This is a genomic window from Kribbella sp. NPDC050281 (assembly GCF_040655855.1).
Classification (GTDB): Bacteria; Actinomycetota; Actinomycetes; order Propionibacteriales; family Kribbellaceae; genus Kribbella.
Genome location: NZ_JBFAKS010000039.1, coordinates 63,524 through 89,923 on the forward strand (window position 1 = coordinate 63,524; position 26,400 = coordinate 89,923).

19 protein-coding genes and 2 pseudogenes are annotated in these 26,400 nt (G+C 68.1%); 13 read left to right on the plus strand and 8 right to left on the minus strand.

Translation table 11 applies throughout. The annotated features are described in order from the left end of the window. Positions 1 to 134: 134 nt before the first annotated feature. The 5 genes from AB0I34_RS33560 (at position 135) to AB0I34_RS33580 (ending at position 6,150) form a co-directional block, all read left to right on the plus strand. Positions 135 to 1,379: a branched-chain amino acid ABC transporter substrate-binding protein gene (locus AB0I34_RS33560; RefSeq protein WP_360452909.1), complete on the plus strand. Its 1,245-nt coding sequence runs from the start codon at positions 135 to 137 to the stop codon at positions 1,377 to 1,379. Between the two features lie 85 nt (positions 1,380 to 1,464). Beyond that, positions 1,465 to 2,781, plus strand: a complete 1,317-nt coding sequence (locus AB0I34_RS33565) for a branched-chain amino acid ABC transporter permease (RefSeq protein ID WP_360452911.1) — start codon at positions 1,465 to 1,467, stop codon at positions 2,779 to 2,781. After that, a complete protein-coding gene (locus AB0I34_RS33570; protein ID WP_360452913.1) occupies positions 2,778 to 4,490 on the plus strand; it encodes a branched-chain amino acid ABC transporter permease in 1,713 nt (570 codons plus the stop codon). The genes AB0I34_RS33565 and AB0I34_RS33570 overlap by 4 nt, the downstream gene beginning before the upstream one ends. After that, the gene (locus AB0I34_RS33575; protein WP_360452915.1) at positions 4,487 to 5,437 is read left to right on the plus strand and encodes an ABC transporter ATP-binding protein; all 951 of its coding nucleotides are present in this window, start codon (positions 4,487 to 4,489) and stop codon (positions 5,435 to 5,437) included. Before AB0I34_RS33570 ends, AB0I34_RS33575 begins: the two co-directional genes overlap by 4 nt. After that, positions 5,434 to 6,150 carry an ABC transporter ATP-binding protein gene (locus tag AB0I34_RS33580; protein ID WP_360452917.1) on the plus strand — a complete coding sequence of 239 codons (717 nt, stop codon included), beginning with the start codon at positions 5,434 to 5,436 and terminating at the stop codon, positions 6,148 to 6,150. The genes AB0I34_RS33575 and AB0I34_RS33580 overlap by 4 nt, the downstream gene beginning before the upstream one ends. 57 nt (positions 6,151 to 6,207) lie before the next feature. On the opposite strand, the gene AB0I34_RS33585 is transcribed toward AB0I34_RS33580, so the two are convergent. Continuing rightward, positions 6,208 to 6,948: a DUF554 domain-containing protein gene (locus AB0I34_RS33585; RefSeq protein WP_360452919.1), complete on the minus strand. Its 741-nt coding sequence runs from the start codon at positions 6,946 to 6,948 to the stop codon at positions 6,208 to 6,210. Between the two features lie 125 nt (positions 6,949 to 7,073). Between AB0I34_RS33585 and AB0I34_RS33590 the strand changes: the two genes are divergently transcribed. Next, on the plus strand, positions 7,074 to 7,721 hold the full coding sequence (locus AB0I34_RS33590; protein WP_360452921.1) for a GNAT family N-acetyltransferase: 648 nt from the start codon (positions 7,074 to 7,076) through the stop codon (positions 7,719 to 7,721). Here AB0I34_RS33590 and AB0I34_RS33595 read toward each other — a convergent pair. Next, positions 7,684 to 8,091 (minus strand): hotdog fold thioesterase, encoded by a 408-nt coding sequence (locus AB0I34_RS33595; protein WP_131352545.1) that lies wholly within the window; start codon positions 8,089 to 8,091, stop codon positions 7,684 to 7,686. The two genes, AB0I34_RS33590 and AB0I34_RS33595, sit on opposite strands and share 38 nt — an antisense overlap. Before the next feature lie 96 nt (positions 8,092 to 8,187). On the opposite strand from AB0I34_RS33595, the gene polA reads away from it, so the two are divergent. Both polA and AB0I34_RS33605 read left to right on the plus strand, forming a co-directional pair. Further along, entirely contained in the window at positions 8,188 to 10,899 is a 2,712-nt protein-coding gene (gene polA, locus AB0I34_RS33600; protein ID WP_360452965.1) for a DNA polymerase I, read from the plus strand. A 13-nt stretch (positions 10,900 to 10,912) separates the two neighbouring features. Further along, positions 10,913 to 11,761, plus strand: a complete 849-nt coding sequence (locus tag AB0I34_RS33605) for a hypothetical protein (protein ID WP_360452923.1) — start codon at positions 10,913 to 10,915, stop codon at positions 11,759 to 11,761. Here the strand turns inward: AB0I34_RS33605 and AB0I34_RS33610 are convergent. Together AB0I34_RS33610 and AB0I34_RS33615 are read right to left on the minus strand one after the other, a co-directional pair. After that, positions 11,715 to 12,248 (minus strand): NUDIX domain-containing protein, encoded by a 534-nt coding sequence (locus tag AB0I34_RS33610; protein WP_360452925.1) that lies wholly within the window; start codon positions 12,246 to 12,248, stop codon positions 11,715 to 11,717. The genes AB0I34_RS33605 and AB0I34_RS33610 overlap by 47 nt on opposite strands. Positions 12,249 to 12,368: 120 nt before the next feature. Further along, entirely contained in the window at positions 12,369 to 13,634 is a 1,266-nt protein-coding gene (locus AB0I34_RS33615) for a polysaccharide biosynthesis protein (RefSeq protein ID WP_360452927.1), read from the minus strand. 43 nt (positions 13,635 to 13,677) lie between these two features. On the opposite strand from AB0I34_RS33615, the gene AB0I34_RS33620 reads away from it, so the two are divergent. Together AB0I34_RS33620 and AB0I34_RS33625 are read left to right on the plus strand one after the other, a co-directional pair. Continuing rightward, the gene (locus tag AB0I34_RS33620) at positions 13,678 to 15,378 is read left to right on the plus strand and encodes a hypothetical protein (protein WP_360452929.1); all 1,701 of its coding nucleotides are present in this window, start codon (positions 13,678 to 13,680) and stop codon (positions 15,376 to 15,378) included. After that, a pseudogene (locus AB0I34_RS33625) lies at positions 15,366 to 15,464 on the plus strand (DUF2613 family protein); the annotation flags it as partial. The gene AB0I34_RS33620 and the pseudogene AB0I34_RS33625, both read left to right, overlap by 13 nt. Here AB0I34_RS33625 and AB0I34_RS33630 read toward each other — a convergent pair. Then, a complete protein-coding gene (locus AB0I34_RS33630; protein WP_360452931.1) occupies positions 15,418 to 16,602 on the minus strand; it encodes a glycosyltransferase family 4 protein in 1,185 nt (394 codons plus the stop codon). The pseudogene AB0I34_RS33625 and the gene AB0I34_RS33630 overlap by 47 nt on opposite strands. 108 nt (positions 16,603 to 16,710) lie before the next feature. Here AB0I34_RS33630 and AB0I34_RS33635 point away from each other — a divergent pair, with 108 nt between their 5' ends. Next, positions 16,711 to 17,466: a class I SAM-dependent methyltransferase gene (locus tag AB0I34_RS33635; protein ID WP_360452933.1), complete on the plus strand. Its 756-nt coding sequence runs from the start codon at positions 16,711 to 16,713 to the stop codon at positions 17,464 to 17,466. Then, a pseudogene (locus tag AB0I34_RS33640) lies at positions 17,463 to 19,472 on the plus strand (DUF3367 domain-containing protein); the annotation flags it as partial. The gene AB0I34_RS33635 and the pseudogene AB0I34_RS33640, both read left to right, overlap by 4 nt. A 1,952-nt stretch (positions 19,473 to 21,424) precedes the next feature. Here AB0I34_RS33640 and AB0I34_RS33645 read toward each other — a convergent pair. Then, a complete protein-coding gene (locus AB0I34_RS33645; protein WP_360452935.1) occupies positions 21,425 to 22,648 on the minus strand; it encodes an acyltransferase in 1,224 nt (407 codons plus the stop codon). Further along, positions 22,645 to 24,402, minus strand: a complete 1,758-nt coding sequence (locus AB0I34_RS33650; protein WP_360452937.1) for a hypothetical protein — start codon at positions 24,400 to 24,402, stop codon at positions 22,645 to 22,647. The genes AB0I34_RS33645 and AB0I34_RS33650 overlap by 4 nt, the downstream gene beginning before the upstream one ends. Before the next feature lie 111 nt (positions 24,403 to 24,513). Between AB0I34_RS33650 and AB0I34_RS33655 the strand changes: the two genes are divergently transcribed. After that, on the plus strand, positions 24,514 to 25,587 hold the full coding sequence (locus AB0I34_RS33655; RefSeq protein ID WP_360452939.1) for a DUF3068 domain-containing protein: 1,074 nt from the start codon (positions 24,514 to 24,516) through the stop codon (positions 25,585 to 25,587). Between the two features lie 2 nt (positions 25,588 to 25,589). Here AB0I34_RS33655 and AB0I34_RS33660 read toward each other — a convergent pair whose 3' ends face one another. Next, positions 25,590 to 26,381: a class I SAM-dependent methyltransferase gene (locus tag AB0I34_RS33660; protein WP_360452941.1), complete on the minus strand. Its 792-nt coding sequence runs from the start codon at positions 26,379 to 26,381 to the stop codon at positions 25,590 to 25,592. Positions 26,382 to 26,400: the final 19 nt, after the last annotated feature.

Genomic DNA, 26,400 nt, shown 5'->3' on the forward strand with positions numbered 1-26,400 from the left:
TGACTCACGCTGCTTACCGCTGTAACGACCTCACAACACACGTTCCGTGACATCGCTTCGAGAGCCACCGGAGGTCTAACCTGCGGGTGCTCGCGGCAAACGCGGGAGTCCGGGGTTTGCCGGACTATCCAGACATGGGAGGAACAGTGCACCAGCGTTCCGTAGTACGGGTCGGCGCGTCGCTGATCGTTGCGTCGTTGGCCCTGACTGCCTGCGGTTCACGCAGTGGCGACGACTCCGGGGGGGACTCCGGCGGCAGCGCGACCAAGACTGCCAAGATCGGCGTGATCGCGCCTCTGTCGGGAGACTTGTCGGCCCTGGGTCTGGGTATCCAGCACTCCGTCGAGCTGGCCGTGAAGCAGGCCAACGACAGCAACGCGATCCCGGGCTGGAAGCTCGAGGTCGACGCCAAGGACGACGAGGCCAAGCCGGACCCGGGCAAGAACGCGGCCACCGCGCTCGCCGGTGACGCGGACGTGATCGGCGTGGTCGGCACGCTGAACACCAGCGTCAGCCAGCAGGTCCAGCCGGTCCTCGCGCCGAAGAACATCGTCCAGGTCTCCCCGGCCAACACCGGCCCGGGCCTGACCCAGGGCGCCAACTGGCAGACCGACCCGAAGCGGCCGTACCCGACGTACTTCCGTACCTGCACGACGGACGCGGTCCAGGGTCCGTTCGCGGCGCGGTACCTGTACGAGACCGCGAAGATCACCAAGGTCGCCACCATCCACGACAAGAAGGCGTACGGCCAGGGCCTGGTCGGCACCTTCACCGAGGAGTTCAAGAAGCTGGGTGGGCAGATCGTCGCGGCCCAGACCATCAACCCGGACGACTCGAACTACCAGGCCGTGATCTCCGCGGTGAAGCCGTCGGCTCCGCAGGCGGTCTACTACGGTGGTGAGTACCCGCAGGCTGGTCCGCTCTCGCAGCAGATGAAGGCCGCCGGTCTGAACGTCCCGCTGATGGGCGGCGACGGCATCTACGACCCGAAGTACATCACCCTGGCCGGCAAGACCAGCGACAACGACCTGGCCACCTCGGTCGGCGCCCCGGTCGACGCGCTGGACTCGGCGAAGAAGTTCGTCGCCGACTACAACGCGGCCGGCTTCAAGGAGCCGTACGCGGCGTACGGCGGTTACTCCTACGACGCGGCCAACGCGATCATCAACGCGCTGAAGACCTCGCTGAAGGACGCCAAGGACGTCGAGTCCGCCCGGCAGGCCACCGTCGATGCCATGAGCAAGGTTGCGTTCGACGGCGTGACCGGCAAGGTCGCCTTCGACCAGTACGGTGACACCACCTCCAAGGTGCTGACCGTCTACAAGGTTGCCGGTGGCAAGTGGGCCACCGTCGAGACAAAGGACTTCGAGGCCAAGTAGTTTCGAGTCGACCTGATGCCTCGGGGGTGGGAGCGATCCTCCCACCCCCGTGGCATGTCATAACTGAGGCAGATGGGAGGTCGACGTGGACCAGTTCTTCCAGCAGCTCGTGAACGGGCTGACACTCGGGTCGCTGTACGCCCTGATCGCAGTCGGGTACACCGTCGTCTACGGCATCGTGCAGCTGATCAACTTCGCCCACGGCGAGGTGTTCATGATCGGTGCGTTCGGCGCACTGACCACGTACCTGTTGTTCTTCGACGGCGAGACCAGTGTGTGGATCCTGCCGATCATGATCATCGGCGCCATGATTGCCTCGGTCGGCACGGCTGTGGCGATGGAACGTGTCGCGTACCGTCCCCTGCGGAACGCGCCACGACTCGCACCGCTGATCACCGCGATCGGTATCTCGGTGTTCCTGCAGGAGTTCGTCCGGCTGTTCTACGAGCGCCCGGGCTGGACGTTGTTCGCCTTCGCCGGCCTGGCAGTGGGCATCGGCTACTACGTCGGCGCGCTCGTGTCGAAGGCCGACCTGAACCACCAGGTGAGCAGGTGGTACGACCGCGCCCCGTTGATCGGCGCCGTGCTCGGCGCCGTCGGCGTCTGGGTGGTCGTGCGGCTGGTCGACAGCGACGTGAGCGTGCTGCTGGCGCTGGGCGTCGTCATCGTCGGCGCCGCCGTCGGTACGGCGATCGGCTGGCTGGCCGGTCTGGCGACACGGCGCAATGCACGCACCACGATCGGCATCCAGGCGATCGCAGCGTCCGCGGCCACTGCGGCGGTCGCCGCGGTCGTGGGCTGGGTGCTCTTCGAGAAGCTCATCAGCAGCATCACCTGGCCGAGCGCGAAGCAGCGCATCCCGTTCCCGCAGATCGATGTGGTCACCGGTACGGCGATCGACATCGGCGGCGTGACGATCCAGCGGTCGGCGATCTTCACCATGGCCGCCCTGGCGATCTGCGCGATCCTGCTGTGGTTCTTCATCAACCGGACCCGGCTCGGCCGCGGCATGCAGGCCGTGTCGCAGGACCCGGACACCGCCCGGCTGATGGGTATCAACGTGGACCGGATCATCGTGGTCGCGTTCGCCCTCGGCGCCGTACTCGCGGCCATCGCGGGTGTCTCGCAGGGTCTGCAGAACAACAACATCGAGTTCCGGATGGGCTTCCTGGCCGGTCTGAAGGCGTTCACCGCCGCCGTCCTCGGTGGTATCGGCAACATCTACGGCGCTGTCGTCGGTGGTCTGGTGCTCGGCGTCGTCGAGGCGATGGCGACGCAGTACATCCCGGGCCAGTTCGGTGGTAGCACCTGGAAGGACGTCTGGGCCTTCGTGATCCTGATTCTGGTACTGGTGTTCAGGCCGCAGGGCCTGCTCGGCGCGAGGGTGGTGGACCGGGCATGACCGATGTGAAGACGCCTCCGGCGGAACCGGAGATCACGGCTCAACCGCCCGCCAAGCCGCTCGCCTGGCCGTTGGGGCTGCTCGGGGTGGCGCTGGTCATCGTCGGCTCCTTCCTGTCCTGGAGCTACGACGACGAGATCCTGGGCGACCTGTCGATCAACTTCTTCCCGGGTGGTCTGCAGATCCTGGCGATCATCCTCGCCTTGATCGCGCTGGTCCTGCTGCTGGCCGAGAAAGGCCCGCTGACCAAGCTGGGCGCGTGGATCGACGCCACAGCCGGTCTGCGGGCACTGGGCTTCACTCTCACGCTGTACATGCTGCTGGTCCTGATCGCGATCTCGGTCGAGTCCGACGGCCTGATCAACGTGAACCCCGGCGGCTACATCTCGTTCGTCGGTGCCGTGCTCATCCTGGTCAGCGCCTGGATGCTGCCCTTGCGGCAGTTGCGGGACATGAGCGAGGCGAGACTGCCGGCCTGGTTCGAGATCCTCGCGGTCGCGCTACTCATGGCCGCGGTGCTGTTCGTCGCGGCGTACGCGCTCGGTCTGGAGGACGCCTGGTCGTTCATCCTCTGCCTGGTCTTCATCGCCGCGGTCACGGCCGTACTGTTCCGGACCGGTTCGTTCTCGTGGGTCGGTCACGTCTCGCAGCGGCAGCGCAAGGTGCTGACGCTGTCGGCGGTCGTGGTCGCGTTCCTGTTCCCGTTCACCCAGGGTGGCTCGGACGCGAACATGTCGATCGCCACCCAGGTGCTGGTCTTCGCGGCGACCGCGATGGGTCTGAACATCGTGGTCGGTCTGGCCGGCCTGCTCGACCTCGGGTACATCGCGTTCCTCGGGTGCGGCGCCTACGTGGCCGCCACCATGTCGACGTCGGCGTTCGCGACCGTAGGGTGGAAGCCTCCCTTCCTGGTCGTGATGCTGATCGGCGCCGGTGTCGCGGCGACCCTGGGTCTGATCATCGGTACGCCGACGCTGCGGGTCTCGGGTGACTACCTGGCCATCGTGACCCTGGGCTTCGGTGAGATCTTCCGGTTCTCGATGTTCAACCTGGACGGCAACAACGGCCCGAACCTGACCAACGGCCCGAACGGTGTCCCAGGCATCCCGGACCTGGAGATCGGCAGCTTCAACTTCGGCGACGTGCACACGGTCGCGGGGATCGAGCTGGGCCGGTTCTCGAACTACTACTTCCTGCTGCTGATTCTGACCGGCTTCGTCATCCTCGTCTTCTCTCGGTTGAACAACAGCCGGATCGGCCGGGGCTGGGTAGCGATCCGGGAGGACGAGAAGGCGGCCGAGGCGATGGGCGTGAACACGTTCGGGCTGAAGCTGCTCGCGTTCGCGGTCGGTGCCTTCCTGGCCGGCCTGGCCGGCACCATCAAGGCCCACCAGGACGGCGCGGTCAGCCCGGACCAGTTCATCTTCCTGGAGTCGGCGTTCCTGCTCGCCGCGATCGTGCTCGGCGGTATGGGCACCATCGCCGGTGTGTTGCTGGGGGCAACGATCCTGAAGCTCCTGCCGGAGAAGCTCCGGTTCTTCTCGGAGTACCGGCTGCTGCTGTTCGGCCTGCTGCTGGTGCTGATGATGCGGTTCCGGCCCGAGGGCCTGGTCGCGAACAGACGCCGCCAGTTGGAGTTCCACGAAGAGGACGAGCAGCTTGCCGTCGAGCTCGACGAGGAGCACCTGCTGGTCGAGGAGGGGAAATGACCGTCACGGACACGCAACGCCAGCCGGCCCGGACCGGAGGGCAGCCGGTGCTGGAGGCCTCCGGTGTGACCATGCGGTTCGGTGGTCTGCTGGCGGTCAACAACGTCGACCTGACGGTCCGCGAAGGCGAGATCGTCGGTCTGATCGGCCCGAACGGTGCCGGCAAGACGACGTTCTTCAACTGCCTGACCGGTCTCTACAAGCCGACCGGCGGTCAGGTCCGGTTCGCCGGAGCGCCGCGGAAGGCGCCGAAGGCGACCAGGAGACAGGCCGAGGACCCGGAGGCCGTGCGGGTGGAGCCGCTGGCCGAGCTCACCCCGCTACCACCCAAGCCGCGGGCGGTCGTGAAGGCCGGGATGGCGCGGACGTTCCAGAACATCCGGCTGTTCGCGAACATGACCGCGCTGGAGAACGTGATGGTCGGCCGTTACTGCCGGACCAGTTCGGGCGCGCTCACGTCGGTCCTGCGCGGGCCGAAGTTCCGCCGCGAGGAGGCTGCCACCAGGGCGCGGGCCCAGGAGCTCCTCGACTTCGTCGGCCTCGGCAAGTCGACCGAGCACCTGGCCAGGAACATGCCGTACGGCGACCAGCGCCGGCTCGAGATCGCCCGGGCGCTGGCCACGGACCCGAAGCTCATCCTGCTGGACGAGCCGACGGCCGGTATGAACCCGCTGGAGACCCGGCAGGCCAGTGACCTGATCTTCAAGATCCGGGACTCGGGGCTGTCGGTCGTGGTGATCGAGCACGACATGCGGTTCATCTTCAACCTCTGCGACCGGGTGCTCTGCCTGGTCCGTGGCGAGGCGCTGATCGAGGGCACGCCGCAGGAGGTGCAGTCCGACCCGCGGGTGATCGAGGCCTACATCGGCACCGGCGAGCAGGACGACGAGGACGAGGCGGCCGCCGTCCAGGACACCGCCGTCGCCGACGAGGAGGACAGGTCATGACCGCGATGCTCGAGGTCCGCGACCTGGAAGTTGCCTACGGCAAGATCGTCGCGGTGAAGAAGATCAGCTTCAGCGTGGAGCAGGGGCAGGTGGTGTCGCTGATCGGCACCAACGGCGCCGGCAAGACCACCACGCTGCGGACCATCTCCGGCCTGCTCCGGCCGACGTCGGGCGAGATCCTCTTCCAGGGCGAGCGGATCGACAGCGTGGCGGCGCACGACATCGTCGCCCGCGGTCTGGCCCACTCGCCGGAAGGGCGGCGGATCTTCCCGCGGCTGTCGGTAGAGGAGAACCTGCTGCTCGGGGCGTTCGCCCGCAAGGACCCGGCGGGCGTGCGCACCGACCTGAACGCGGCGTACGACCTGTTCCCGATCCTGGGGGAGCGGCGCAAGCAGCCGGCCGGGACGTTCTCCGGCGGTGAGCAGCAGATGCTGGCGATGGGCCGGGCGATGATGAGCCGGCCGAAGCTGCTGATGCTGGACGAGCCCTCGATGGGTCTGTCGCCGATCATGATGAAGCGGATCATGTCCACGGTGTCCGAACTGCAGTCGCAGGGTACGACGATCCTGCTGGTGGAGCAGAACGCCCAGGCCGCGCTGAAGCGCGCGGACTTCGGCTACGTGCTGGAGGTCGGCCAGATCGTTCTGTCCGGCACCGGTCGCGACCTGCTGGTCAACGACGAGGTGCGCAAGGCCTATCTCGGCGAGGACTGACCATCCACCTTTGGCTGGTTGACCCACCACGCTCGTGGGTCAACCAGCCAACGGCGGTCAGTCGCGGATGGCCACGAGCAGCTGCACCAGCAGGGGAGCGACGATCAGTGCGGGCAGAAGGTCGGCGACCGCGATCTGCTTGATCTTCAGCAACCGCAGCGCCACGCCGATCAGCATCACGCCACCGGTCGCGCCGAGTGCGGTCACGTGCGCGTCCGGCAGTACGTCGCCGAGTACGGCGCCGACCGCGGTCATCAACCCCTGCACCACCAGGACGACGAGCGCAGACGCCATCACACCCCAGCCGAGGGATGCGGCGAACGCGATCGAGGCGAACCCGTCCAGCACCGCCTTCAAATACAGCTGGTCCGCGCCCCGGCCGAGCCCGTCGGACAGCGCGCCCAGGAAGGTCAGCGGCCCCACACAGAACACCATCGAGGCCGTCACGAACCCCTCGACGAACGTGCTCTCGCCCTCGGCACGGCGGAATCGGTGCTGCAGCCACGCCCCGAACTCCTCCAGGCGAAGCTCGATCCGTAGCAGCGAGCCGGTGATCCCGCCGATCAGCATCGCGCCCAGCACGATCAGGATCGGTGCGCTGTCACCGACCGCGTCGCCGAGGACCGCGTCGCCCACCGTGAGTGCGGAGCTGATTGCGATCAGCAGCGTGACCAGACCGAGTGCGTCGGTGACCAGATCCCTCGTTCGGTGACTGAGCCGGTGGCCCACGAGCACGCCGAGTACCGACCCGACGAGGACCGTCGCGACGTTCACAGCAGTGCCGATTCCGATGAACAAATCTGGTCTCCGATCACCCCGGGGCGCAGCTTTGCAAGTGACCCGCAAGGGCCTACTGTTGCGCGGGGGACGAGCGTATCCGCCGTCCCGTTCACCTCGGGGGTGGACCGAAGCAGGAGGTCGCTGTGGCATCAGCCATCGAGGTGAGGGACGCCCAACGCGGTGATGCCGCCGCCTTGGTCGCGCTGTGGCGCGAGCTGGCCACCGGAGCCGGTCATCCGTCCCGGCTGCCGGCGGCTCCGTCGCCGGCCGCGGTCGAGGTTGCTGTCAGCAAGCATCTGGACGATCCGTTCGGCCGGCTCCTCGTCGGTGAGCTCGACGGCGCCGTCCACGGCATGGCGTATCTGCGCCGGACCGCGATCAGCCCGCTGCACGACGACCTCACGGTGACGGTCGAGTATCTGCACGTCAGTGACGAGGCCCGCCGGCACGGACTGGGCAAGGCGCTGATCGCCGAGGCGACCGCGTGGGCCGAGCACGAGAACTGCGCACACGTTGCCGCGGTCGCGCCCCCGATCGCCCGCGAGGCGAACAGGTTCCTCGCCCGGCTCGGGCTGGCCCAGGCCGGCGTACTGCGCTATGCGACCACGCACACGGTGCGCCGTCGGCTCGCGGCCGAGCACGCGCCGAACCTGCTTGCCCTGTTGTCGTCGCGACGGTCAGTGATCGCGCGCCGCGCGCAGCTCGGCCGTCCGCTGCCCGCCGACGTGGCGCACGTCGACGTACCGGCCGAGGTCACTTACCCGGCGGAGCCTGAATCAGCTGGCACGTGAGCCGCGCGGTGCAGACCCGCTTGTCCCGGTCGTCGGTGATCACGACCTCGTACGACGTGGTCGTGCGACCGAGGTAGATCGGGGTCGCGACGCCCGTGACGGTGCCCTCGCGGACCGCGCGGTGGTGGGTGGCGTTGATGTCCACGCCGACCGCGACCTTGTCGTACGTCGCCGCGTGCAGGGCCGAGCCGATCGAGCCGAGGCTCTCGGCGAGCACACAGGACGCGCCGCCGTGGAGCAGCCCGTACGGCTGGGTGTTGCCCTTGACCGGCATCGTCGCGACGACCCGCTCCGGGGAGGCTTCGGTGACAACGATTCCCATCAGCTGCAGGAGCGTGCCTTCCATGCCCATGCCCGGGCCGAGGTCCATGTGATCAGTCACAGGGGCAGACTACGTGGCTGTGGCAGAACTGTCCGTGGGAACCACTAGAGTCGGTACGTGGCTCCAGAAACCAACACCTCGACGATGACCAAGGACGCTGGATCTGCGCAGGCCGGCGCATCAGGGCGGCCGCGGATCCTGCTGCTGGACGGGCACTCGCTGGCGTACCGGGCGTTCTACGCGCTTCCGGTGGAGAACTTCTCCACCACCACCGGGCAGCACACCAACGCGGTGTACGGGTTCACCTCGATGCTGATCAACATGCTCCGCGACGAGCAGCCCACGCATATCTGTGTGGCCTTCGACGTGTCCCGCAAGACCTTCCGCTCCGAGCAGTACGCGGAGTACAAGGCGGGCCGGTCGAAGTCGCCGGACGAGTTCAAGGGCCAGGTGTCGCTGGTCAAGGAGGTGCTGGAGGCGCTGCGGATCCCGACCACGGAGATCGACGGCTGGGAGGCCGACGACGTGATCGCCACGCTTGCCACCCAGGCCTCCGAGCAGGGCTTCGAGGTGCTGATCAGCAGCGGTGACCGGGACGCGTTCCAGCTGGTCAGCGACGACGTCACGGTGCTGTACCCGAAGCGTGGCGTGTCCGAGATCGCCCGGATGGACCCGGCCGCGGTCGAGGAGAAGTACGGCGTCACCCCGCAGCTGTATCCGGATCTGGCCGCGTTGGTGGGGGAGCAGAGCGACAACCTGCCGGGTGTGCCCGGCGTCGGCCCGAAGACGGCGGCCAAGTGGCTGAACCAGTTCGGCTCGCTGAACGACGTGGTCGACCGGGTGAACGAGATCAAGGGCAAGGCCGGTGAGTCGCTGCGCGAGCACCTGGCCGGCGTGATCCGGAACCGGCAGATCAACGAGCTGGTCCGGGACCTGACTCTCGACGTCACGGTCGACGACCTGGTCCGGGTGCCGTGGGACCGGGAGAAGGTGCACACGCTGTTCGACAGCCTGGAGTTCCGGGTGCTGCGCGAGCGGCTGGTCGCCGAGCACGAGGAGGTCGACGCGACCGTCGACCACGGGTTCGAGCTGGAGGGTGTGCAGCTGAAGCCGGGCGAGGTGGCCGCCTGGCTGAAGGAGAACGTGAACACCGGCGAGCGCGTCGGCGTCGCGGTGCAGGGCAGCTGGGGTCGCGGGACCGGCGAGATCACCGGCCTGGCGCTGGCGACCACGGCCGGTGCGGCCGCCTGGTTCGACCCGACCGCGCTCAGCCCGGACGACGAGGCCGCGTGGCAGGCCTGGCTCGCCGATCCGAAGCAGCCGAAGGCGCTGCACGACACGAACGGTCCGCTGCTCGGCTTCCTGGAGCGCGGCTGGACGCTGGCCGGTCTGAGCTCGGACACGCAGCTCAGTGCGTACCTGGTCCGTCCCGACCAGCGGTCGTACGACCTGGCCGATCTGACCGTTCGGTACCTCAAGCGCGAGTTGCGCAACGAGGAGGCCGACAACGGCCAGCTCAGCTTCGACGACATCGAGGGCGGCCCTGCCGCGGACCACACGATGCTGCGGGCGCGCGCGATCGCCGACCTGGCCGACACACTCGACGCCGAGCTGGACAAGCAGGCCGGTACGGCGCTGCTCGCGGACGTCGAGCTGCCGCTGATCGACGTGATCGCGAGCATGGAGCGCGACGGCATCGCGGTCGACCGGCCCTACCTGGAGGAGCTGGAGGCGCGGTTCGCTACCGGTGTCCGGGAGGCCGCGACGGCGGCGTACGACGTGATCGGCAAGGAGATCAACCTCGGCTCGCCGAAACAGCTGCAGGTGGTGCTGTTCGACGAGTTGCAGATGCCGAAGACGAAGCGGACCAAGACCGGCTACACGACCGACGCGGACTCGCTGCAGGCGCTGTTCGAGAAGACCGAGCACCCGTTCCTGGCGTACCTGCTGGCGCACCGGGACGCGACCCGGCTGCGGCAGACGGTCGAGGGGCTGCTGAAGACGATCAGCCCCAAGGACGCGCGGATCCACACCACGTTCAACCAGACGATCGCGGCCACCGGGCGGCTCAGCTCGACCGATCCGAACCTGCAGAACATCCCGATCCGGACCGAGGAGGGCCGCCGGATCCGGCAGGCCTTCATCGTCGGTGCGGGGCACGAGTCGCTGATGTCGGCCGACTACAGCCAGATCGAGATGCGGATCATGGCCCACGTGTCGGCGGACGAGGGCCTGATCTCGGCGTTCAACTCGGGGATGGACTTCCACTCGGTGACGGCGTCGCGGGTGTTCTCGGTCGATACCGCGGAGGTGACGCAGGAGCAGCGGGCCAAGATCAAGGCGATGAACTACGGTCTCGCCTACGGCCTGTCGGCGTACGGGCTGAGCCAGCAGCTGAAGATCGGCGTCGACGAGGCGCGCGGGCTGATGGACGAGTACTTCGAGCGCTTCGGCGGCGTTCGCGACTACCTGCGCAGCATCGTGCTGGACGCCGGCAAGAGCGGCTACACCGAGACGATCCTGGGCCGCCGGCGCTACCTGCCCGACCTGACCAGCGACAACCGGCAGCGCCGGGAGATGGCCGAGCGGATGGCGCTGAACGCGCCGATCCAGGGCTCGGCCGCGGACGTGATCAAGATGGCGATGCTGAAGGTGGACGCGTCGCTGCGCGAGTCCGGTCTGAAGTCGCGGATGCTGCTCCAGGTGCACGACGAGCTCGTCTTCGAGATCGCACCCGGCGAGCGCGAGCCCCTCGAGGAGCTGGTCCGCCGCGACATGGGCCACGCCGTCGACATGGCCGTCCCTCTCGACGTGTCCATCGGCATCGGCCGCACCTGGCACGAGGCCGCCCACTAAGTGTCCTGAGTCGGTGGTCGAGCCGAACCGGCCGTTCCGCTGGGATCTGGTCCGGCCGGATCAGCTCGGCTCGTTGCTGGACGACGTCGGGGAGCCGAGCCTGTTCTTCCTCGACGACCTGATCGAGTGCGCCGCCCGGGTGCTGGCCCAGTGCGCGGACGGTGAGCTGTACTTCGTCGGCCGTTCGGTCGACAGCCTCTTCGACCTGCTCAGCGGTGCACTGGCCGACACGGACTGGAGCACCCGCCTGCACTCGCTGCCGTTGTCGCTGTTTCGGGGTGACGGCCGCGACTTCACGCCGGAAGAGATCCGCCAGTTGCGGACCAACCTGACGGCCGACGGGCTCGCGCCCGCCGACCTGATGCGCGGCCGCCCGACCGTCTTCGTCGACCTTGTCTTCGCGGGCTCGACGTTCGGGAACCTGTACGCCGTACTGCGCCGGTGGATCGACGACGACCGGGCACAGTGGGACGTCATCCGGCGGCAGCTGCGGTTCATCGGGATCACGGCCCGGACCAAGACCAGCCCGAACACCTGGCGCTGGCAGCAGCACGCCGCGTTCGCCGCGGAGCTGCCGGCGGCGGCGATCCGGAACGTGTCGCTCGACGGCCGCCTGTGGTCGTACTTCGGCGACTTCCAGCACAAGACGGCCGCGTCGTTCCGCCGGACTCGCTGGTCGGACCCGGAGGTCGCGAGTCCCCCGCGCGACCAGGACACCCGGTTCGCGCTGGCGCAAGCCGTACGTGTGGTTGCGGCGGGGCGTACGGCACAGGTGCGGCGCCGGCTGGCCGACCGGTTGACGCGGGAGCCGGCGATCAGCGACCGGTGGCTGCGCGACCTTCAGCTGGTGCTTCGGCGGTAGCCCATTCGGTTGCCCTGTCGGTCGCGAAGATCGGCATCGGGTCGGGGGAGAGGGCCTGCTGGATCAAGGTCAGTTCGCGAGCTGCCAGGGGCGGTAGGTCGTCCAGGGGCCACCAGCGGACCTCGAGGGACTCGTCGTCGTTGACGCGTGGCTCCCCGCGGAGCGGCCGGCAGCGGAAGCAGAGGTCGAGGTACTGGACCTGGTCGCCGTTCGGATAGCCGGCCGGCGGCAGTGACTCGATGCTGACCAGGCGGTCGATCGCTGCCTCGACGGCGGTCTCCTCCTCGATCTCGCGGAGCAGCCCGACGGCGGGCTGTTCACCCGGCTCGAGAATGCCCGCGACCAGACTCCAGCGTCCGTTGTCGGCCCGGCGTACCAGCAAGACCTGACCGGCGTCGTCGAGCACGACACCGGTGATGCCGGTGAGCCAGAGCAGGTCGTGCCCGATCTTCTCGCGCAGCTCGAGGATGAACTTGGGTGTGGTCATGTCCAGAACCCTATCGGTCGCTTTCGCAAGAACCCGAGATCGGCCACGCACGTTGGAAAGCGCTTGCACGTAAGACGCGGACCGTCGCGCGGAGGTTCGCCAAGTCCAGCCTCTGGTGAATCAGTTCGCGTCGGAGGCCTGGCGGCGGAGTCCTGCCGCCAGGCCGGCCGACAACAGCAACGCACACGTGCTGGTCATCGCGACGAGGACCAGCACGCCGTTCAATCCGGTCGCGATGCCGGTTCCGAGCACGATTCCGGCGGCGAGCACGAGTACGACCAGACCGACCCAGATCAGCAGCGCGGCCCGCTTCTCCTGCTGTGCGATCGCCGCATAGACAACGAGTTGCAGTACGGCGTACGCCGAGCCGGAGATCGCGAACAGCCAGGTGTACGGGCCGAGCGGCGCGTACTTCTCCTCGCCGCCGATGATCGCCACCACCAGATCCGGCAGCAGCAGGGTGCCGAGCACCGTACAGAACCCGAGCGCGGCGACGGCCTGGATCGCGCGGCGCAGCCGCACGGTGTCGCCCGGGGAGCTGGCCAGTATCGGGAACACGACCACGATGACGAACTGCGGCAGGAACAGGCAGGCCTTCGCCACGATGACACCGGCCGCGTAGTACCCACTGTCCGTGCCGTCGAGGAGCGCCCGGGCCAGCAACACGTCCGCGTTCGCCATGACGAAGAACGCCAGCAGCGTGTGCGTGCCGTGCACCGTCCCTCGCAGTACCTCCTTGATGTGCTCGGACGTCGCACCGGACGATCCACGCAGCAGGAAGGCACCCAGCAGAGTCGGTACGGCGGCACCCAGGGTCAGACCGATCATGGCCGAGTCGAGCGATGGGTGGATCAGCAGCGCACCGCCACCGAGTACCAGGCGACCCACACCGACCGCGGTGTAGACAGCGGCGAGTTCGGTCCAGCGTTTGCTGCCCTGCAGTACGCCGAGCTCAGAGCCCATCAGCGTGAGGCAGCCGAGTGTCGGTGCGAGCAGCAGGACCGGGAGGACGGAGTCGATGTGCAGCAGCCACATGAACAGCGGGGTGGCCACGAGCAGGACCGCGGTCAGCCCGAGTGCTCCGCGGCGGCCGGCCTTGACCAGAGCGTCGGCCAGGGACGCTGTGCTGTCGTCGGTGTGGGTGGCGATCATCCGCGCGCCGGTCGCCTGCAGACCGAGCGAGGCGACGTTGCCGATCAGCAGCAGGCCGAGCAGGGCGGTGATGGCGCCGAACTCCTCCGGCGTGAGCCGGCGGGAGCCGAGGATCGTGAAACCGTAGGCGGCGACGTTCATGATGGCCATGCCGACGGCAACGACCGTGGCGCCGCGCAGGAATGCCAACCGGGGTGCCATGGGCTCTTGCTCCGGAGTGGTGTCTGAACTCATGCTCTACTGCCTCAGGTCGCAAGCACTGGGTGGGGAGGTGGTCATGTCAGAACGTGCACTGCGCGTCCTGCCCTGGTTGTGGCCTGTCCTGCTCACCCTGTTGATCACTGCTCCGCTGCTCGCTCCGGGCTACATCGTCGGCTACGACATGGTGTTCGTGCCGGACCTCACGGTACGGCTTGACCTGTTCGGTGTCACAACGGCCATGCCGCGGGCAGTCCCGTCGGATGTGCTGGTCGCCGTACTGGATGAGCTCACCGGCGGCCAGGTGCTCAACAAGCTCGTGCTGGTAGCCATCCCGCTACTCTCCGGTCTCGGTCTGACCGCACTCTGGCGTGAGCTCCGGCTGGGCGGTGCACTGCCGGGTGCCGCGGCCGCCACCCTCTACATGTGGAACCCGTTCGTCGCCGAACGACTCCGCCTCGGCGCCTGGGCGCTCCTCCTCGGGTACGCCGCTCTGCCGTGGCTGGTGCGATCCGCGCTGCGATTGCGCAGGGGAGAGGGATGGCCGGGCTTCGTGCTCGCATCCGCCGGCTGTGCGCTCACCGCGTCCGGTGGAATCACCGGACTGCTCGTCGGTGGCTTGATCCTGCTGTGGCGACCACGGGTGAAGTCGCTGTGGCCGTTGGGTGCCGCAGTCCTGCTGAACGCACCCTGGCTGATGGCGGGCCTCGCGCACACCGGCAACGCGACCACCGACCCGGACTCGGTCACCTCGTTCGCGGCGCGCAACGAAGGCTACGGAGGAGTGCTGCCCACTCTTCTCACCTTGGGTGGGATCTGGAACGCAGATGTTGTGCCGGGCAACCGGGGAGATCTGCTGCCGGTCATCTTCGCGTTCGTCCTACTGGTCGCCTCCGTGATCGGTGTCGTGTTGTGGTGGCGACGGGACCCGGTGGCGAGAGCACTGGTCGTGGCTGCGGTCATCGCAGTGCTTCTCGGCCTGGCCGGTGTGGTCGCATCCGGAGCCTTTGCTCAGGTTGTCGCTCACGTCCCGGGTGCAGGTCTGTTCCGCGACGGCCAGCGCTATCTCGGACCGCTCGCCCTGCTCGAGTCCATCGGCTTCGGTGTCGCGCTGGCCGCCGCCCTGGAGCACGTTCGCCTGTACCGAATCGTCGGCATCACCGCGATGCTGCTGCCGATCGCCGCGCTGCCGGCCCTTTCCGGCGGCGGGGGACTGAAGGTGTCGCACTACCCGGCCGATTGGGAGCGGGCACAGCAGGCCGTCGCGGGGCGGTTCGTCCCGTGGCCGTTCGAGTCCTACCGGGCACCGTCCTGGAACGGGCGGCGCCCGTTGCTCGATCCGATGCCGCGGTACTTCGTGCAGCCCTCGATCGCCCCGGACGAGTTGATCGTCGGAGGTCATCGATTGGCCGGTGAGGATCCGAGTGCGCGCGAGGTGGCCACCGCGATCCGGTCGGCCGTGCGCGACAAGACGGATCCGACGCCCGCGCTGCTGCGCCAAGGTGTCGGTTGGCTGGTCGTCGATCGTGAGGCAGGTGGACCGACTCCACCCAGCCTCATGCCCGGACTGACCGAGGAGTTCTCCGGCCCGACCGTGACGGTGTACCGACTCGCTGGAACGCCTGCTCCGCGACCCCATGCGCTCTGGCGGACCATCGTCGTACTGGCTGCCTGGGCGGCTGCGGGGATGACCTTGATCGCCGCTCTGGTCTCGATGGTCCGGCGTTGTTACTCTTCGGTTCACTTGACCGGGAGGGGACATAGTTCATGGGATCACTGATCGGTGCGGCACTCGCCGTACTCGCCGGGCTGGCGGTTGCTACCACCACGGTTGTCGGGGTGGTGCAGTCGGTGCAGGAGGATCCGGCACCGCCGGCCGGACAGCCTCAGGGGCAGGCCGACGTACCGATCGTCGGCTACGGCACGAAGTAGACAGCAGCCGGTCGAAGGACAGTGCGGCCGCGCACCAGGTGAAGTTGTCCGCACCTGCGACCGCACCGTCCGACAACCGTCGCCGAAGCTCGGTGTCCTGCAGCAGCAGGGTGATCGCCGTACTGAACTCGTCCGGGGTGTCGACCAGGATGCCGGTGACTCCATCGTGCACGGACTCCGTCGGACCGCCCGCGCTCCGATAGGCCACCGTCGGTACGCCGTGACCCGCTGCCTCGCCGACGACCAGACCCCAGCCCTCCTTGAGGCTCGGCAGTGCCAGCACCCAGGCCTCGTCGTACGCCGCGTGCTTGTCGTCCTCGCTCACGTGTCCGGTGAACTCGACCGCCGCCTGCAGGCCGCGCTGCTCGACGTACTCGCGCAGTGACTCCTCCCACCAGCCCGAGCCGACGACGACCAGGCGCGCGTCCGGCAGCACCTTGCGTGCTTCGGCGATCGCGTCGACGGCGTGCTCGAGTTGCTTGTGCGGAACGATGCGCCCGACGCAGACCACTGTCGGTACGGCGGCCTGCGGTCGCTGCCGTGGTGGCGCCGGATCGGTGCCGTTGTGGATCACGGTGATGTCGGCAACCCCCAGTCCGGCGAGCTCGTCGCGTGAGGCCGACGACACGGTCACGTACCGGCAGTCGTCGTACAGCTGTGGGGCCACGCGCGATTCCAGCCACCATCCGAGCCGGCCGCGCCAGCCCGGGTACACCACCTGCCACTGCTCCTGGTGCACGTGATGCACGAGGACGACGACGCCGATACGACGTACGAGGCGGGTAAAGAATGGCAGTCCGTTCTGCACGTCCACCACGCGGTCCGGGCGGTGCAGCCAGGTGTGCAGGAGACCGCGCAGGTACACGGTGACCTTGGTACCGCGGTACAAGTACCGCACCTCGTGGCGACGCGCTTCACGCGGGCTGCCCGGGTACGCCGCACACAGCACCGTCACCGACCAGCCCAATGCGGCAAGGCCTCTCGCCACCTCCTCCACATAGCGTTCAGAGCCTCCGCCCTCAGGGTTCGTCGTGTCCCGCCAGTTCAGCATCAGCACGCTCTGAGCACGCACCTCGTCAACCCCACCCCTCCGGTCACCTCCCCCGAGGTAATGGGCGGGGACGTTACCAAGGAGTAACGATGTCCACCAGACCTCGCGAGATCCGTTAATGTCCCGCCTGTGCCAGTGATCACGAATGCCACCGGAACTGCGGACTGGACGGCCGATCTCGGTCGTGCGGTCCGGCTGTTCCGGGCGTTCGGCGTGGAGCAGACGGACCCGGATCGCTTCTACGGAACGCTTGCCGCGGACTCGGTCGGACAGGTCGGCCAGTACGCCGATCTGCGGGGCGCACTGATGCTCGACGTCGGAGGTGGACCGGGCTACTTCGCCGACGCGTTCCGCGCGGCCGGTGCGACGTACTACGCGATCGACTCGGACCTGGGCGAGCTGAGCGGTCGAGGCGACCCCGTACCAGGCACAGTGCTCGGCAGTGGCATGGCTCTACCCGTCGCAGACGCGACAGTCGACGTCTGCTTCTCGTCCAACGTGCTGGAACACGTGCCGGACCCCTGGCGGATGGCTGACGAACTGGTCCGAGTCACTCGGCCCGGCGGCACGGTCTTCCTGTCGTACACCGGTTGGTGGGGTCCACACGGCGGTCACGAGACGGCGCCCTGGCACTACCTCGGTGGAGACCGGGCAGCCCGTCGGTACGAACGCCGAGTGGGTCACCGGCCGAAGAACAAGTTCGGTGAATCGCTCTTCCCGATCAGCGTCGCCGCCGGACTGCGGTGGGCACGCGGCTGTACCGCGGCCGAGCTCGTGGCAGCGGTGCCGAGGTATCACCCGCGCTGGGCGTACGGCGTACTCGCCGTCCCCGGAGTACGCGAGGTCGTCACGTGGAACCTCGTCCTGGTGCTCCGGCGGCGATGAGGAGACTGAAGGCCGGAAGTTCCGAGCAGGTGGTCTGGCGAGCGAGGCTCGTGCTGGGCTGCCTGGTCCTGATCGCCCTGTGCTTCCACCAGGCGCCGGGCAAGATCGTGCCGGACACCAAGCTGGACCTGACCGCCAGTCCCGGTGGCTTCCTCGTTCGTGCGCTGCACCTGTGGGATCCGCAGGGTGCCTTCGGGCAGTTGCAGAACCAGGCGTACGGCTACCTGCTGCCGATGGGTCCGTTCCACTGGCTGCTCGACTCGCTGTCGGTGCCGGACTGGGTGACGCAACGGCTGTGGTGGTCGGTGGTGCTGTGCGTTGCCTTCCTCGGTGTGTGGAAGCTGTGCAACGCCCTCGAGTACGGCGTGCCGTGGACCCGTTTCGCGGTCGCACTGCTCTACGCACTGAGCCCCCGGATGCTCGGCGAGGTGTCGATCACCTCGATCGAGGTGTGGCCGATCGCCATGGCTCCCTGGGTACTGCTCCCACTCGTCACACCACGGGCTCGCTCCGGCTGGTGGCGGGTCGGCTGGTCCGCGGTCGCGTTCGCATTGGTCGGTGGAGTCAACGCCGTCGCCACTGCTGCCACGCTCGTACTGCCTGCGTTGTGGCTGATCACCCGCCGACTGGACCGGTCGACGGTGAAGGTGATGCTCGGTTGGCTCGGCTGTGTGGTCGCAGTGTCGATCTGGTGGCTCGTACCACTCCTGCTGCTCGGCCGGTACAGCCCGCCGTTCCTCGACTGGATCGAGGACGCCGGAGTCACCACCGGAACCGCCAGCGTCTTCGAGTCCTTCCGCGGTACGTCGCAGTGGCTCAACTTCCTGTCCGGCGCGGACGGACCGAGTTGGCCGGCCGGGTGGTTGTACGTCACCCAGCCGACGCTCATCCTGATCACCGCGGTCGTCGCGCTGCTCGGCCTGGCAGGCTTGGCGATGGGCTCGCTCAAGCACCGCGGCTTCCTGCGGCTCGCACTCGTCGTCGGACTGCTGCTCGTGACGCTCGGCCATGCAGGTGCGGCCGGCTCGCCACTGGCACCCCAGATCCAGGACCTGCTCGACGGTCCGCTCGCAGCACTTCGCAACACGCACAAGTTCGAGTTGGTCGTCCGTCTGCCGCTCGCACTCGCCGCTGCGCACTCGCTGAGCAGACTCACCGAGTGGGCGACCGTCCGCGGCGTTCATCGCCGCGTGGTGCCGGTGCTGGTCGCCTGCCTGATCGTGTCGGTGGCGACGCCGGCCATCTTCGGCCAGCTACCCAGACGCGAGGGGTACGACGGCATCCCCGCTCACTGGCGTGAGGCGGCGGCGTGGCTCGACGACCAGACCACGAAGGGCAGTGTCCTCGTGGTGCCTGCCGCATCATTCGCCGACTTCACCTGGGGATCGACGAAGGACGAGCCTTTCCAGGCCTTGCTGAAACGCCCCCTGGCTGTGCGGGACGCCGTGCCGCTCGGCTCTGCGGGTACGACGCGCTGGCTGGACGAGGTGGAACGCCGGCTCGGCACGGGGGTCGGCGACAAGACCCTGAAGCAGGCACTGACCCGGGCCGGAATCCGGTACGTCGTCGTCCGCAACGACCTGCGGTACGACGCCCAGGTGACACCGACGCCGGCCGTCCACGAGACCTTGGACGAGTCCGGCATCGACCGCGTCGCGTACTTCGGTCCGGGCACTGGCAGCACGATCGAACAGCCCGGCGTCACGCTCGACGGACACACCCGGCTCCCATACCCGAGCGTGGAGATCTATGACGTCGGCGCCACGAGTCCAGGGCGGCTGATCCCGAAGTCGCAGCTTGTGGAGGTCCGCGGCGCGGCCGAGGACGTGCCGGCCGCACTGACCGCGCTCGGTGGCGATCGCACGGCGGTGACGAGCTCGGACGCGGCCGGTCGACTGACCGGGCTCCCACTGATCCAGACCGATGGCATGCAACGCCGTGAGGTCTCGGTCGGTCGTCCCGCGGAGAACTACTCGCCCGTGCTGACCGCGTCGGAGGCAGGCCGGCAGGGCCGCCGCACCCTCGGGTACGACGTTGACCCGGCGGCACCGGTCACGACGCGGACGTGGGGCGGCGGCATCCTCGACGTACGGGCGTCGTCCTCGGCGGCGGATGCGGACGCGACGCTGCGGACCGGGCCGGGCAACGGGCCGTTCGCAGCCGTGGACGGTGATCCGTCGAGTCGCTGGATCTCCGGGACGTTCGGCCGGAGCAGTGGCGAGTGGCTCGAAGTGACGTTCGCGTCCCCTCGCAGTGTCGACGGTCTGAAGGTGCAGTTCTCGCTGGCGCCGCCGACCACCGAGCCGGTCCGCACGTTGCAGGTGGACACGGACGCGGGCTCACTGACCTCAGTGGTTTCGGGGTCGACCGATCCGCAGAGCATTCCGGTCCCGCCCGGCCAGACCAAACGGTTGCGGCTCAGTGTGGGTGTGACCGACGGCAAGAACCCGAACGGCGTCTCGATCGCCGAGGTCTCGTTGCCCGGGATGCTTCCGGTCAGTCGGCTCAGTGTGCCGTCGGGCGACCGTCAGCCGAGCGCACTGGTGCTCAGGAACCAGCAGATCGGCCGCTCTGCCTGCCTGCACGTTGCCACCCGTCCGCTGTGTCGACAGGAAGTAGCCAAGGACTCCGAGGAACCGACCGGACTGCTGCGCAGCATCGACCTTCCGCAAGCGGCGTCGTACCAGCTGCAGGGGACGGCGCTACCGAAGGACGGTGCCACGCTCGAAGGTCTACTGGCTGTGCCGGGCGCCATCACGGCGTCGGCGACCTCCCGAGCGGTCACGGCTCCGGAGGGACGTCCGGGCGCCGCGGTGGATCGCGACCTGGGCACCGGCTGGGTCGCGGACCCGTCCGACCAGCACCCGGCGCTCACGTTGAAGTTGCCTGAGGCAAGAAGCATCAGCGGACTGCAGTTCCTCTCCGATCCCTACCTGACCGCCTCGCAGCCGACCGAGGTGTCGCTGCGCTTCGACGGTGGCCCACCGGCGAAGGGCACGGTGGATCCGGAGGGCTACCTGCGCTTTGCCGCACGGAGCGCACGAACAGTCGAGCTGACGTTCACCGCCACCAGACCGATGACGGACTTCGACTCCGCGACCGGCTACGCGCGGACGGCACCGGTCGGCGTCGCCGAAGTTCGCGTGCTCGGCGCCGACGAGCTGCGCAAGGCACTCGACCTGGACGGCCAGACCGGTGTGTACTGCGGCTACGGCCCAGGTGTTCGCGTGGACGGCGTACCGGCCGACACACAGGTGAAGGCGACCGTGCGGGACCTGCTGCAGCGGCGTCCAGTGACGTTCGCGGCGTGTGGCAAGGACAGTGTGGTCCCACTGCAGTCCGGACGCCACAACATCGACGTACTGGCCGGTGGTGGGTTCGTGCCGACCGAGACGACGCTGACCAGGGCGGGCTTCCGCAACGTGTCCAAGACGCCGGTGCAGGGCGTGGACGTCTGGCGGCCCAATCCGGCCGAGCTGAGCATCGAGGTGCCGGCCGCTGACGAGCAGTCGGTGCTGACCGTCGCGCAGAACTACAACGAAGGCTGGGAAGCGTACGACAGCACCGGCCGCAAGCTGACGCCGATCCGGATCGGTGGCTGGCAGCAGGGATGGATTCTGCCCGAAGGGGCCGAGCAGGTCGTCACCGCGCGGTTCATGCCGGACCGTCTCTACCGCGCCGGTTTGCTGGTCGGTCTGGCCGCACTGCTGTCGGTGGTCGCGCTCGCGATCTTCTTTCGGCGCCGGTCGAGGCACTCCGGTCACCGACTCCGTGAAGGCCGCGATGTCGGGCCATGGGTCGCGCTCGTAGGTGGCCTGGCGGCGGGGTGGTTCATGTCCGGCTGGATCGGACTGGTCGCAGTGGCGGTCGCTGCGCTGTGCTCCTGGTTCCTGTCGCCGCGGGTGGCGATCGGAGTGGTGGCTGCTGCGGTGGCGGTCGGCGCCCTGATCGCGGCGGTTCAGCCGTGGCCGGACGGGGGAGCGGGACTGACGTCAGGAGTGGTCCAGGCATCGACCTTGTTCGCCTGTGCGCTGGCGCTCTTGTTCCGGCCGACCGGTGAGACGTCGTACTCCTTGTCGCGCCTGCCCAGGCGCATGATGGGCCGCTCCATCCCGTAGTAGCTCGCGGCCGCGACACCGACGGACACCACCAGCGTCGGGAAGAACAGCAGCGCGAACTTGCCGCTGAACACCTCGTACCCGCTGATCCGCTCGACCACGCTCAGCACGATCAGGTGGTACGCGAAGACGCCGTACGAAATGTCTCCGGCGATGTGGCCGGCCTTGCCTCCGAGGATGCGGACCGTCCTGGCTGTCGGGTTCAGAGCCGGGAACAGGACGCACGCGGCGATCCCGGTGTAGAGCAGGCTCTTCAGGAACGCTTGACCTGGCGTGGACGGCGAGAGACCGTACGGGCCTGCCAGCGGGTTGGCAGCGATGACCAGCAGCGCCGCTGCGACGCCCCAGATGGTGCCGGGGATCTTCGTGAGCGTGTCGAGCGTGGACGGCTCGAGTCGACCGCTGCTGCGCGCCACCTGCCACAGCGCGAACCCCATGCCGACCGCGAACCAACCGACGTACCCAGGGAGCCAGAGACCGGCGCGGGGGTGGTCGGTCGCGTTGATGGAGGCCATCCAGATCGGGCTGAACACAGTGAGGACACCCAGTACGACGAGGCGCCAGCGGACACTGCGCCGGGTCGGACGCTCGTACCCGGTCAGCAGCTTCGCCAGCGCCGGCAGCAGGAGGTAGAACGCCACCTCGGTCGCCAGACTCCACAGCTGCGTGAGTCCGTCCGCGGCCGGTCCGTCGAAGTAGATCTGGGTGAGCGACGCGTGCTGGAGGTACGTCGCCCAGCCCACGCCGTCCTTGCGCGGCACCAGGAACGCGGCGAGCAGTGCGGCGACCCACAGCGCCGGCAGGATCCGTAGAGCGCGGTTGCGTAGGTACGGCAACGTCAGTGGTGGCAGTGTGCCGTCGAACCACGCGACCACGTGCGGCCGGTACAGGAGGAACCCGGAGATCGCGAAGAAGATCGCCACCCCGACGTCGAGCCGCGCCAGCAGACCGGCGAACGGCCCGTTGAGCGAGGCGCCGGAGTGAAACCCGACATGCGTGGTCAGCACCGCGAGCGCACCGATCGCCCGCAACCCGTCCAGCGCCGGGAAGCGCGTTCGATTCATCTGGGCAGTCCGATCTCGAGGTTCTCCACGCAGAGGTTCGTCGCGGGATCGGAGGAGCGTAGCCGAACCTCGGTGGCTCCGATCCGCCGCGACGGGCCGAGGTACATGCTCCCAACACCGGCCGGCCAGTCGGCGGCCGGGAGTGCGGTGACGTTGCCGTCCGCATCGATTAGCTCGACGGACACCTGGTTCTCGCGGTTGGAGAAGTACGCCGCCTTGATGAACCATTCGGCGGTCGCGATCTCGTTCTGCGTCGGCGTCAGCCGGATGATCAGCGGCTCGGCGCCGTGCACGAGCAGATTGCAGAACGAATTCCCCCGGGTTGGCGGCTCGCCGCGCGACCACACCGCGAATGGTGCCGGTCTGATGTGTCCGCTGTCGTCCACCCGCAGCGGCTCGCTACCCGCCGCCTGCACCCGGAACTGCTTCCCAGCCATCCGCAGTACTGGCGACAATCTGGGGTCGGACATCAATGCGGTGCCCATCGGCTGTGGCATCGAGGTGTCCCACAGGTTCACGTTCGGTCCGGTCCGATCCAGCTCCGCCGTCACCGTCGCGAAGTAGGACTTGGCCGGATTCCTGCCCCACGGACCGGCGAACCCGACGTCCGACACAACCACTCCGACGAGCAGACAGGCCAACCCGACGGCAGGTACGGCGATCCGCACTGTGGACGCCGACAGTACGACGGCCAACGTCAACGGAATCGAGAGATCGGACCAGTAGTGGTAGTGCACGGTGAACACCGAGCCGAATCCCGTGAACCGTCCGTAGGACACCAGCACCACGGTCACCAGGACATAGCCGGCCACCGAGGCCCACAGCATCAGCGCACGGCGGTCGTGGCGAAAGGCGACCACGAGGAGCAGACCGGCCACCAGCCCACCGAGCACCAACGCTGCGACCGGCGGACCCGCAAGGCTCAGAGGCTGTCCGGTCTGAGCCCAGGTCCAGGGTCCGCCCACCACTGCGGAGACCGGCACCTCGAAGCCGCGGCCCGTGAGTTCCAGCAGCTTCCCGGCAGACGGGAGGTCGCCGCGGGACGGGTTGCCGCGGGCCAGATAGAGAGTGCCGAAGGCAACGATCGGAACGGCGAGAGCGGCAGCGAAGGGCCAGGTCCTGCGGAGCCAGACGCGGATCGGCTGCTCGCGAAGATAGAGGGCCAGGGCAATGGCCGTCACCAGGATCAGCCCGGACTTCTCCCAGCAGGCCAGTGAGATCAGCAGCGCGAGCGGGCCGTAGACGAGGGCGCGCCGACGGCCGTCGTACCAGTCGATGGTTGCGTGCAGCAACAGCAAGCCGAAGACGTGCGCGGACAGGTTGTTCACGCCGCTCGACAGCGACATGAACGACGGCATGCTCAGCGGGGTGAGCGCGTAGAACAGGGTGCCGAGGAGCACCCACCAGTTCGATCCGAGGAGGCGAACAAGCAGCAGGCCCATCAGCGTGATCGCGATCGCCTGCATCACCGTCCGCCACCCGACGGTGAAGTCGTGGTTGAGTGGCGCGACCTTCGCGAAGACGGCGTAGACGAACCGCAGTCCCGGCGCGATGTGGTCGTTCACCGGCGTCAGCAGTTCGGCCGGCGCGAATCCGCGACTGCCCTGGACCAGGAAGTCGAGGTCGTCGCTCAGCCAGGAACCACGGCGCGCGAGCAGCCCGAGGACCACCGATTGCACGACAGCGACAGCCACCACGAGACCCCGGAGAACCGATGACTTCGGTGCCTCCGGCAGTGTCCAGATCCCCCTCATGCGGCGCGACTATATGTCAGTTCGGACCTGCGCGAACTTTGTTGTCCCCGCCGTCTGTTCAAGGTGCCTACTCGCTGGTAGCGTCCCGCGGACAGACCGGGAGGGGATGCAGTGGGGACTCGTAGTCGTGCGGTGCTGATCGGGCTCGGGGTGTTCTTCGTCGGCATCGCGGCGCTGGCCAGGTTCTATGCCTATCCAACTCTTGCGGTGGCGCCCGCGGACCAGATCGCGCACACGGTGTCGGCCGGGAAGGACGCCACCATCTTCAGCGTCGCCGACCTGAAGGAGAAGACCGGCGTCGAGCTCGAGGCACGCCGGACCGTCCGCGGTGACGTGGTCGCGGCGGAGAAGATCAGCAAGGCGCTGAACCGCAAAGTCGTGGTGTACGACACCGCCGTGGTGACCGACGACTCGAAGAACTACCAGTTCCCCGACGATTCGGCGAAGACCGCAGAGCTGCCGCTGAGCTTCGTCCAGGAGCGGGTCGTGCTCGACGCGCACACCGGCGAGGCGGTGCGCTGGAACCCGACCGGCGACGACAACAGCGGCGAGTACGTCGCGACGACGCTGGAGAAGGCGGATCGGCTGAAGCCCGGCCAGAACACCGCGCTGTTCGCGGGCCATCAGGGTCTCGTGCTGAAGTTCCCGTTCGGCACGGAGAAGAAGACGTACCCCTTCTGGGACACCACGCTGCGCAAGGCGTTCCCGATCGAGTTCAAGCGGGAGGAGCCGCTCGACGGGCTCAAGGTCTATGTCTTCGAGCAGGAGATCCCGAAGAAGGAGGTGCCGCAGGCCAAGCCGCTGGAGGTGCCGGGCAGCCTGGTCGGTGACTCCGGCAAGGACTCGGTCATCGTCCAGCGCACCTACAAGAACACCCGGACCTTGTGGGTCGAGCCGGTCACCGGCGCGATCATCAAGGGCCGCGAGCAGCAACTCGCCACCATCGCGTACGAGGGCCAGGACAAGTTGACCGCCACCCAGGTCACGATCGAGTACGACGCCGCCACGGTCGCGAAGAACGTGAAGGGTGCGACCGAGAACGGAGTCGCCGAGGGCGGCTACCAGTCGAAGGCGGCGCAGCTGCACCTGATCGGCTTCTGGGTGCCGTTGCTCTCACTGATCCTCGGTCTGCTGTTGCTGGCGTCTGTCGGGTTCTTCCAGCTCCTGCCCAGGAAGGCGGACTGAGCTCAGGCCTTGTGGGCGGACCAGATCGCGGTGCCGGGAACGAGCCGCCCGCGGTCTGGTCCCCAGCCACCCCAGACCAGGTCGTGACCGGCCGGCCATTCCGGTTCGAGCAGGTCGTCCACGACGAAACCCGCGGTGGTGAGCGCCCGGATCCAGTCGCCGGTCGTCCGATGGTGTTCGGCATAGATCGGCGTACCGGCGTCGTCCACTTCGACGTACGGCGTCCGGTCGAAGTACGAATGGGTGATCCGCAGACCGGCGCGGGTCGGGTCGTCCGGCATGGTCCAGCGGATCGGGTGTGTCACCGAGAACACGAGCAGACCGCCCGGCTTCAGGGTCCGGGCGATCTCGCGCAGTGCGGTCGTGGCGTCGGCGACGAACGGCAGCGCACCGAACGCCGAGCAGACGATGTCGAACGTACTGCTCTGATAGGGGAGGGCTACCGCGTCGGCGGCGACCGTGCGGACGGCCGTGCCGGTGCGGGCGTCGAGTTGCCGGGCGATCCGGAGTTGCTCGAGCGAGATGTCGAAGGCGACCACGTCGGCGCCCTGGCCGGCCAGCCAGCGCGAGCACTGGGCGCCTCCGCAGCCGACTTCGAGGACGCGCTTGCCCCGGACCGGTCCGAGCAGCTGGGCCGACTCCTCGTCGACACCTTCGGGGCACCAGACGAAGCGGTCGTCGCCGAGGAACTCGCCGTGCTCCGACAAATAGTCGTCGGCCTCGGAGTTCCAGTACGCCCGGCTGGCCCGGGAGGTCTCCGCCTCGCTCAACTCCACCCGCACCGGCCCGCTCACGCACCAAACTCTAGTGTTC

Excerpts from the sequence above, each read along its gene's own strand:
- AB0I34_RS33560 (WP_360452909.1), top strand. The coding sequence starts at position 135 with ATGGGAGGAACAGTGCACCAGCGTTCCGTAGTACGGGTCGGCGCGTCG.
- AB0I34_RS33570 (WP_360452913.1), top strand. The coding sequence starts at position 2,778 with ATGACCGATGTGAAGACGCCTCCGGCGGAACCGGAGATCACGGCTCAA.
- AB0I34_RS33575 (WP_360452915.1), top strand. The coding sequence starts at position 4,487 with ATGACCGTCACGGACACGCAACGCCAGCCGGCCCGGACCGGAGGGCAG.
- AB0I34_RS33580 (WP_360452917.1), top strand. The coding sequence starts at position 5,434 with ATGACCGCGATGCTCGAGGTCCGCGACCTGGAAGTTGCCTACGGCAAG.
- AB0I34_RS33595 (WP_131352545.1), bottom strand. The coding sequence starts at position 8,091 with ATGGACCTCGGCCCGGGCATGGGCATGGAAGGCACGCTCCTGCAGCTG.
- polA (WP_360452965.1), top strand. The coding sequence starts at position 8,188 with ATGACCAAGGACGCTGGATCTGCGCAGGCCGGCGCATCAGGGCGGCCG.
- AB0I34_RS33610 (WP_360452925.1), bottom strand. The coding sequence starts at position 12,248 with ATGACCACACCCAAGTTCATCCTCGAGCTGCGCGAGAAGATCGGGCAC.
- AB0I34_RS33615 (WP_360452927.1), bottom strand. The coding sequence starts at position 13,634 with ATGAGTTCAGACACCACTCCGGAGCAAGAGCCCATGGCACCCCGGTTG.
- AB0I34_RS33620 (WP_360452929.1), top strand. The coding sequence starts at position 13,678 with ATGTCAGAACGTGCACTGCGCGTCCTGCCCTGGTTGTGGCCTGTCCTG.
- AB0I34_RS33645 (WP_360452935.1), bottom strand. The coding sequence starts at position 22,648 with ATGAATCGAACGCGCTTCCCGGCGCTGGACGGGTTGCGGGCGATCGGT.
- AB0I34_RS33650 (WP_360452937.1), bottom strand. The coding sequence starts at position 24,402 with ATGAGGGGGATCTGGACACTGCCGGAGGCACCGAAGTCATCGGTTCTC.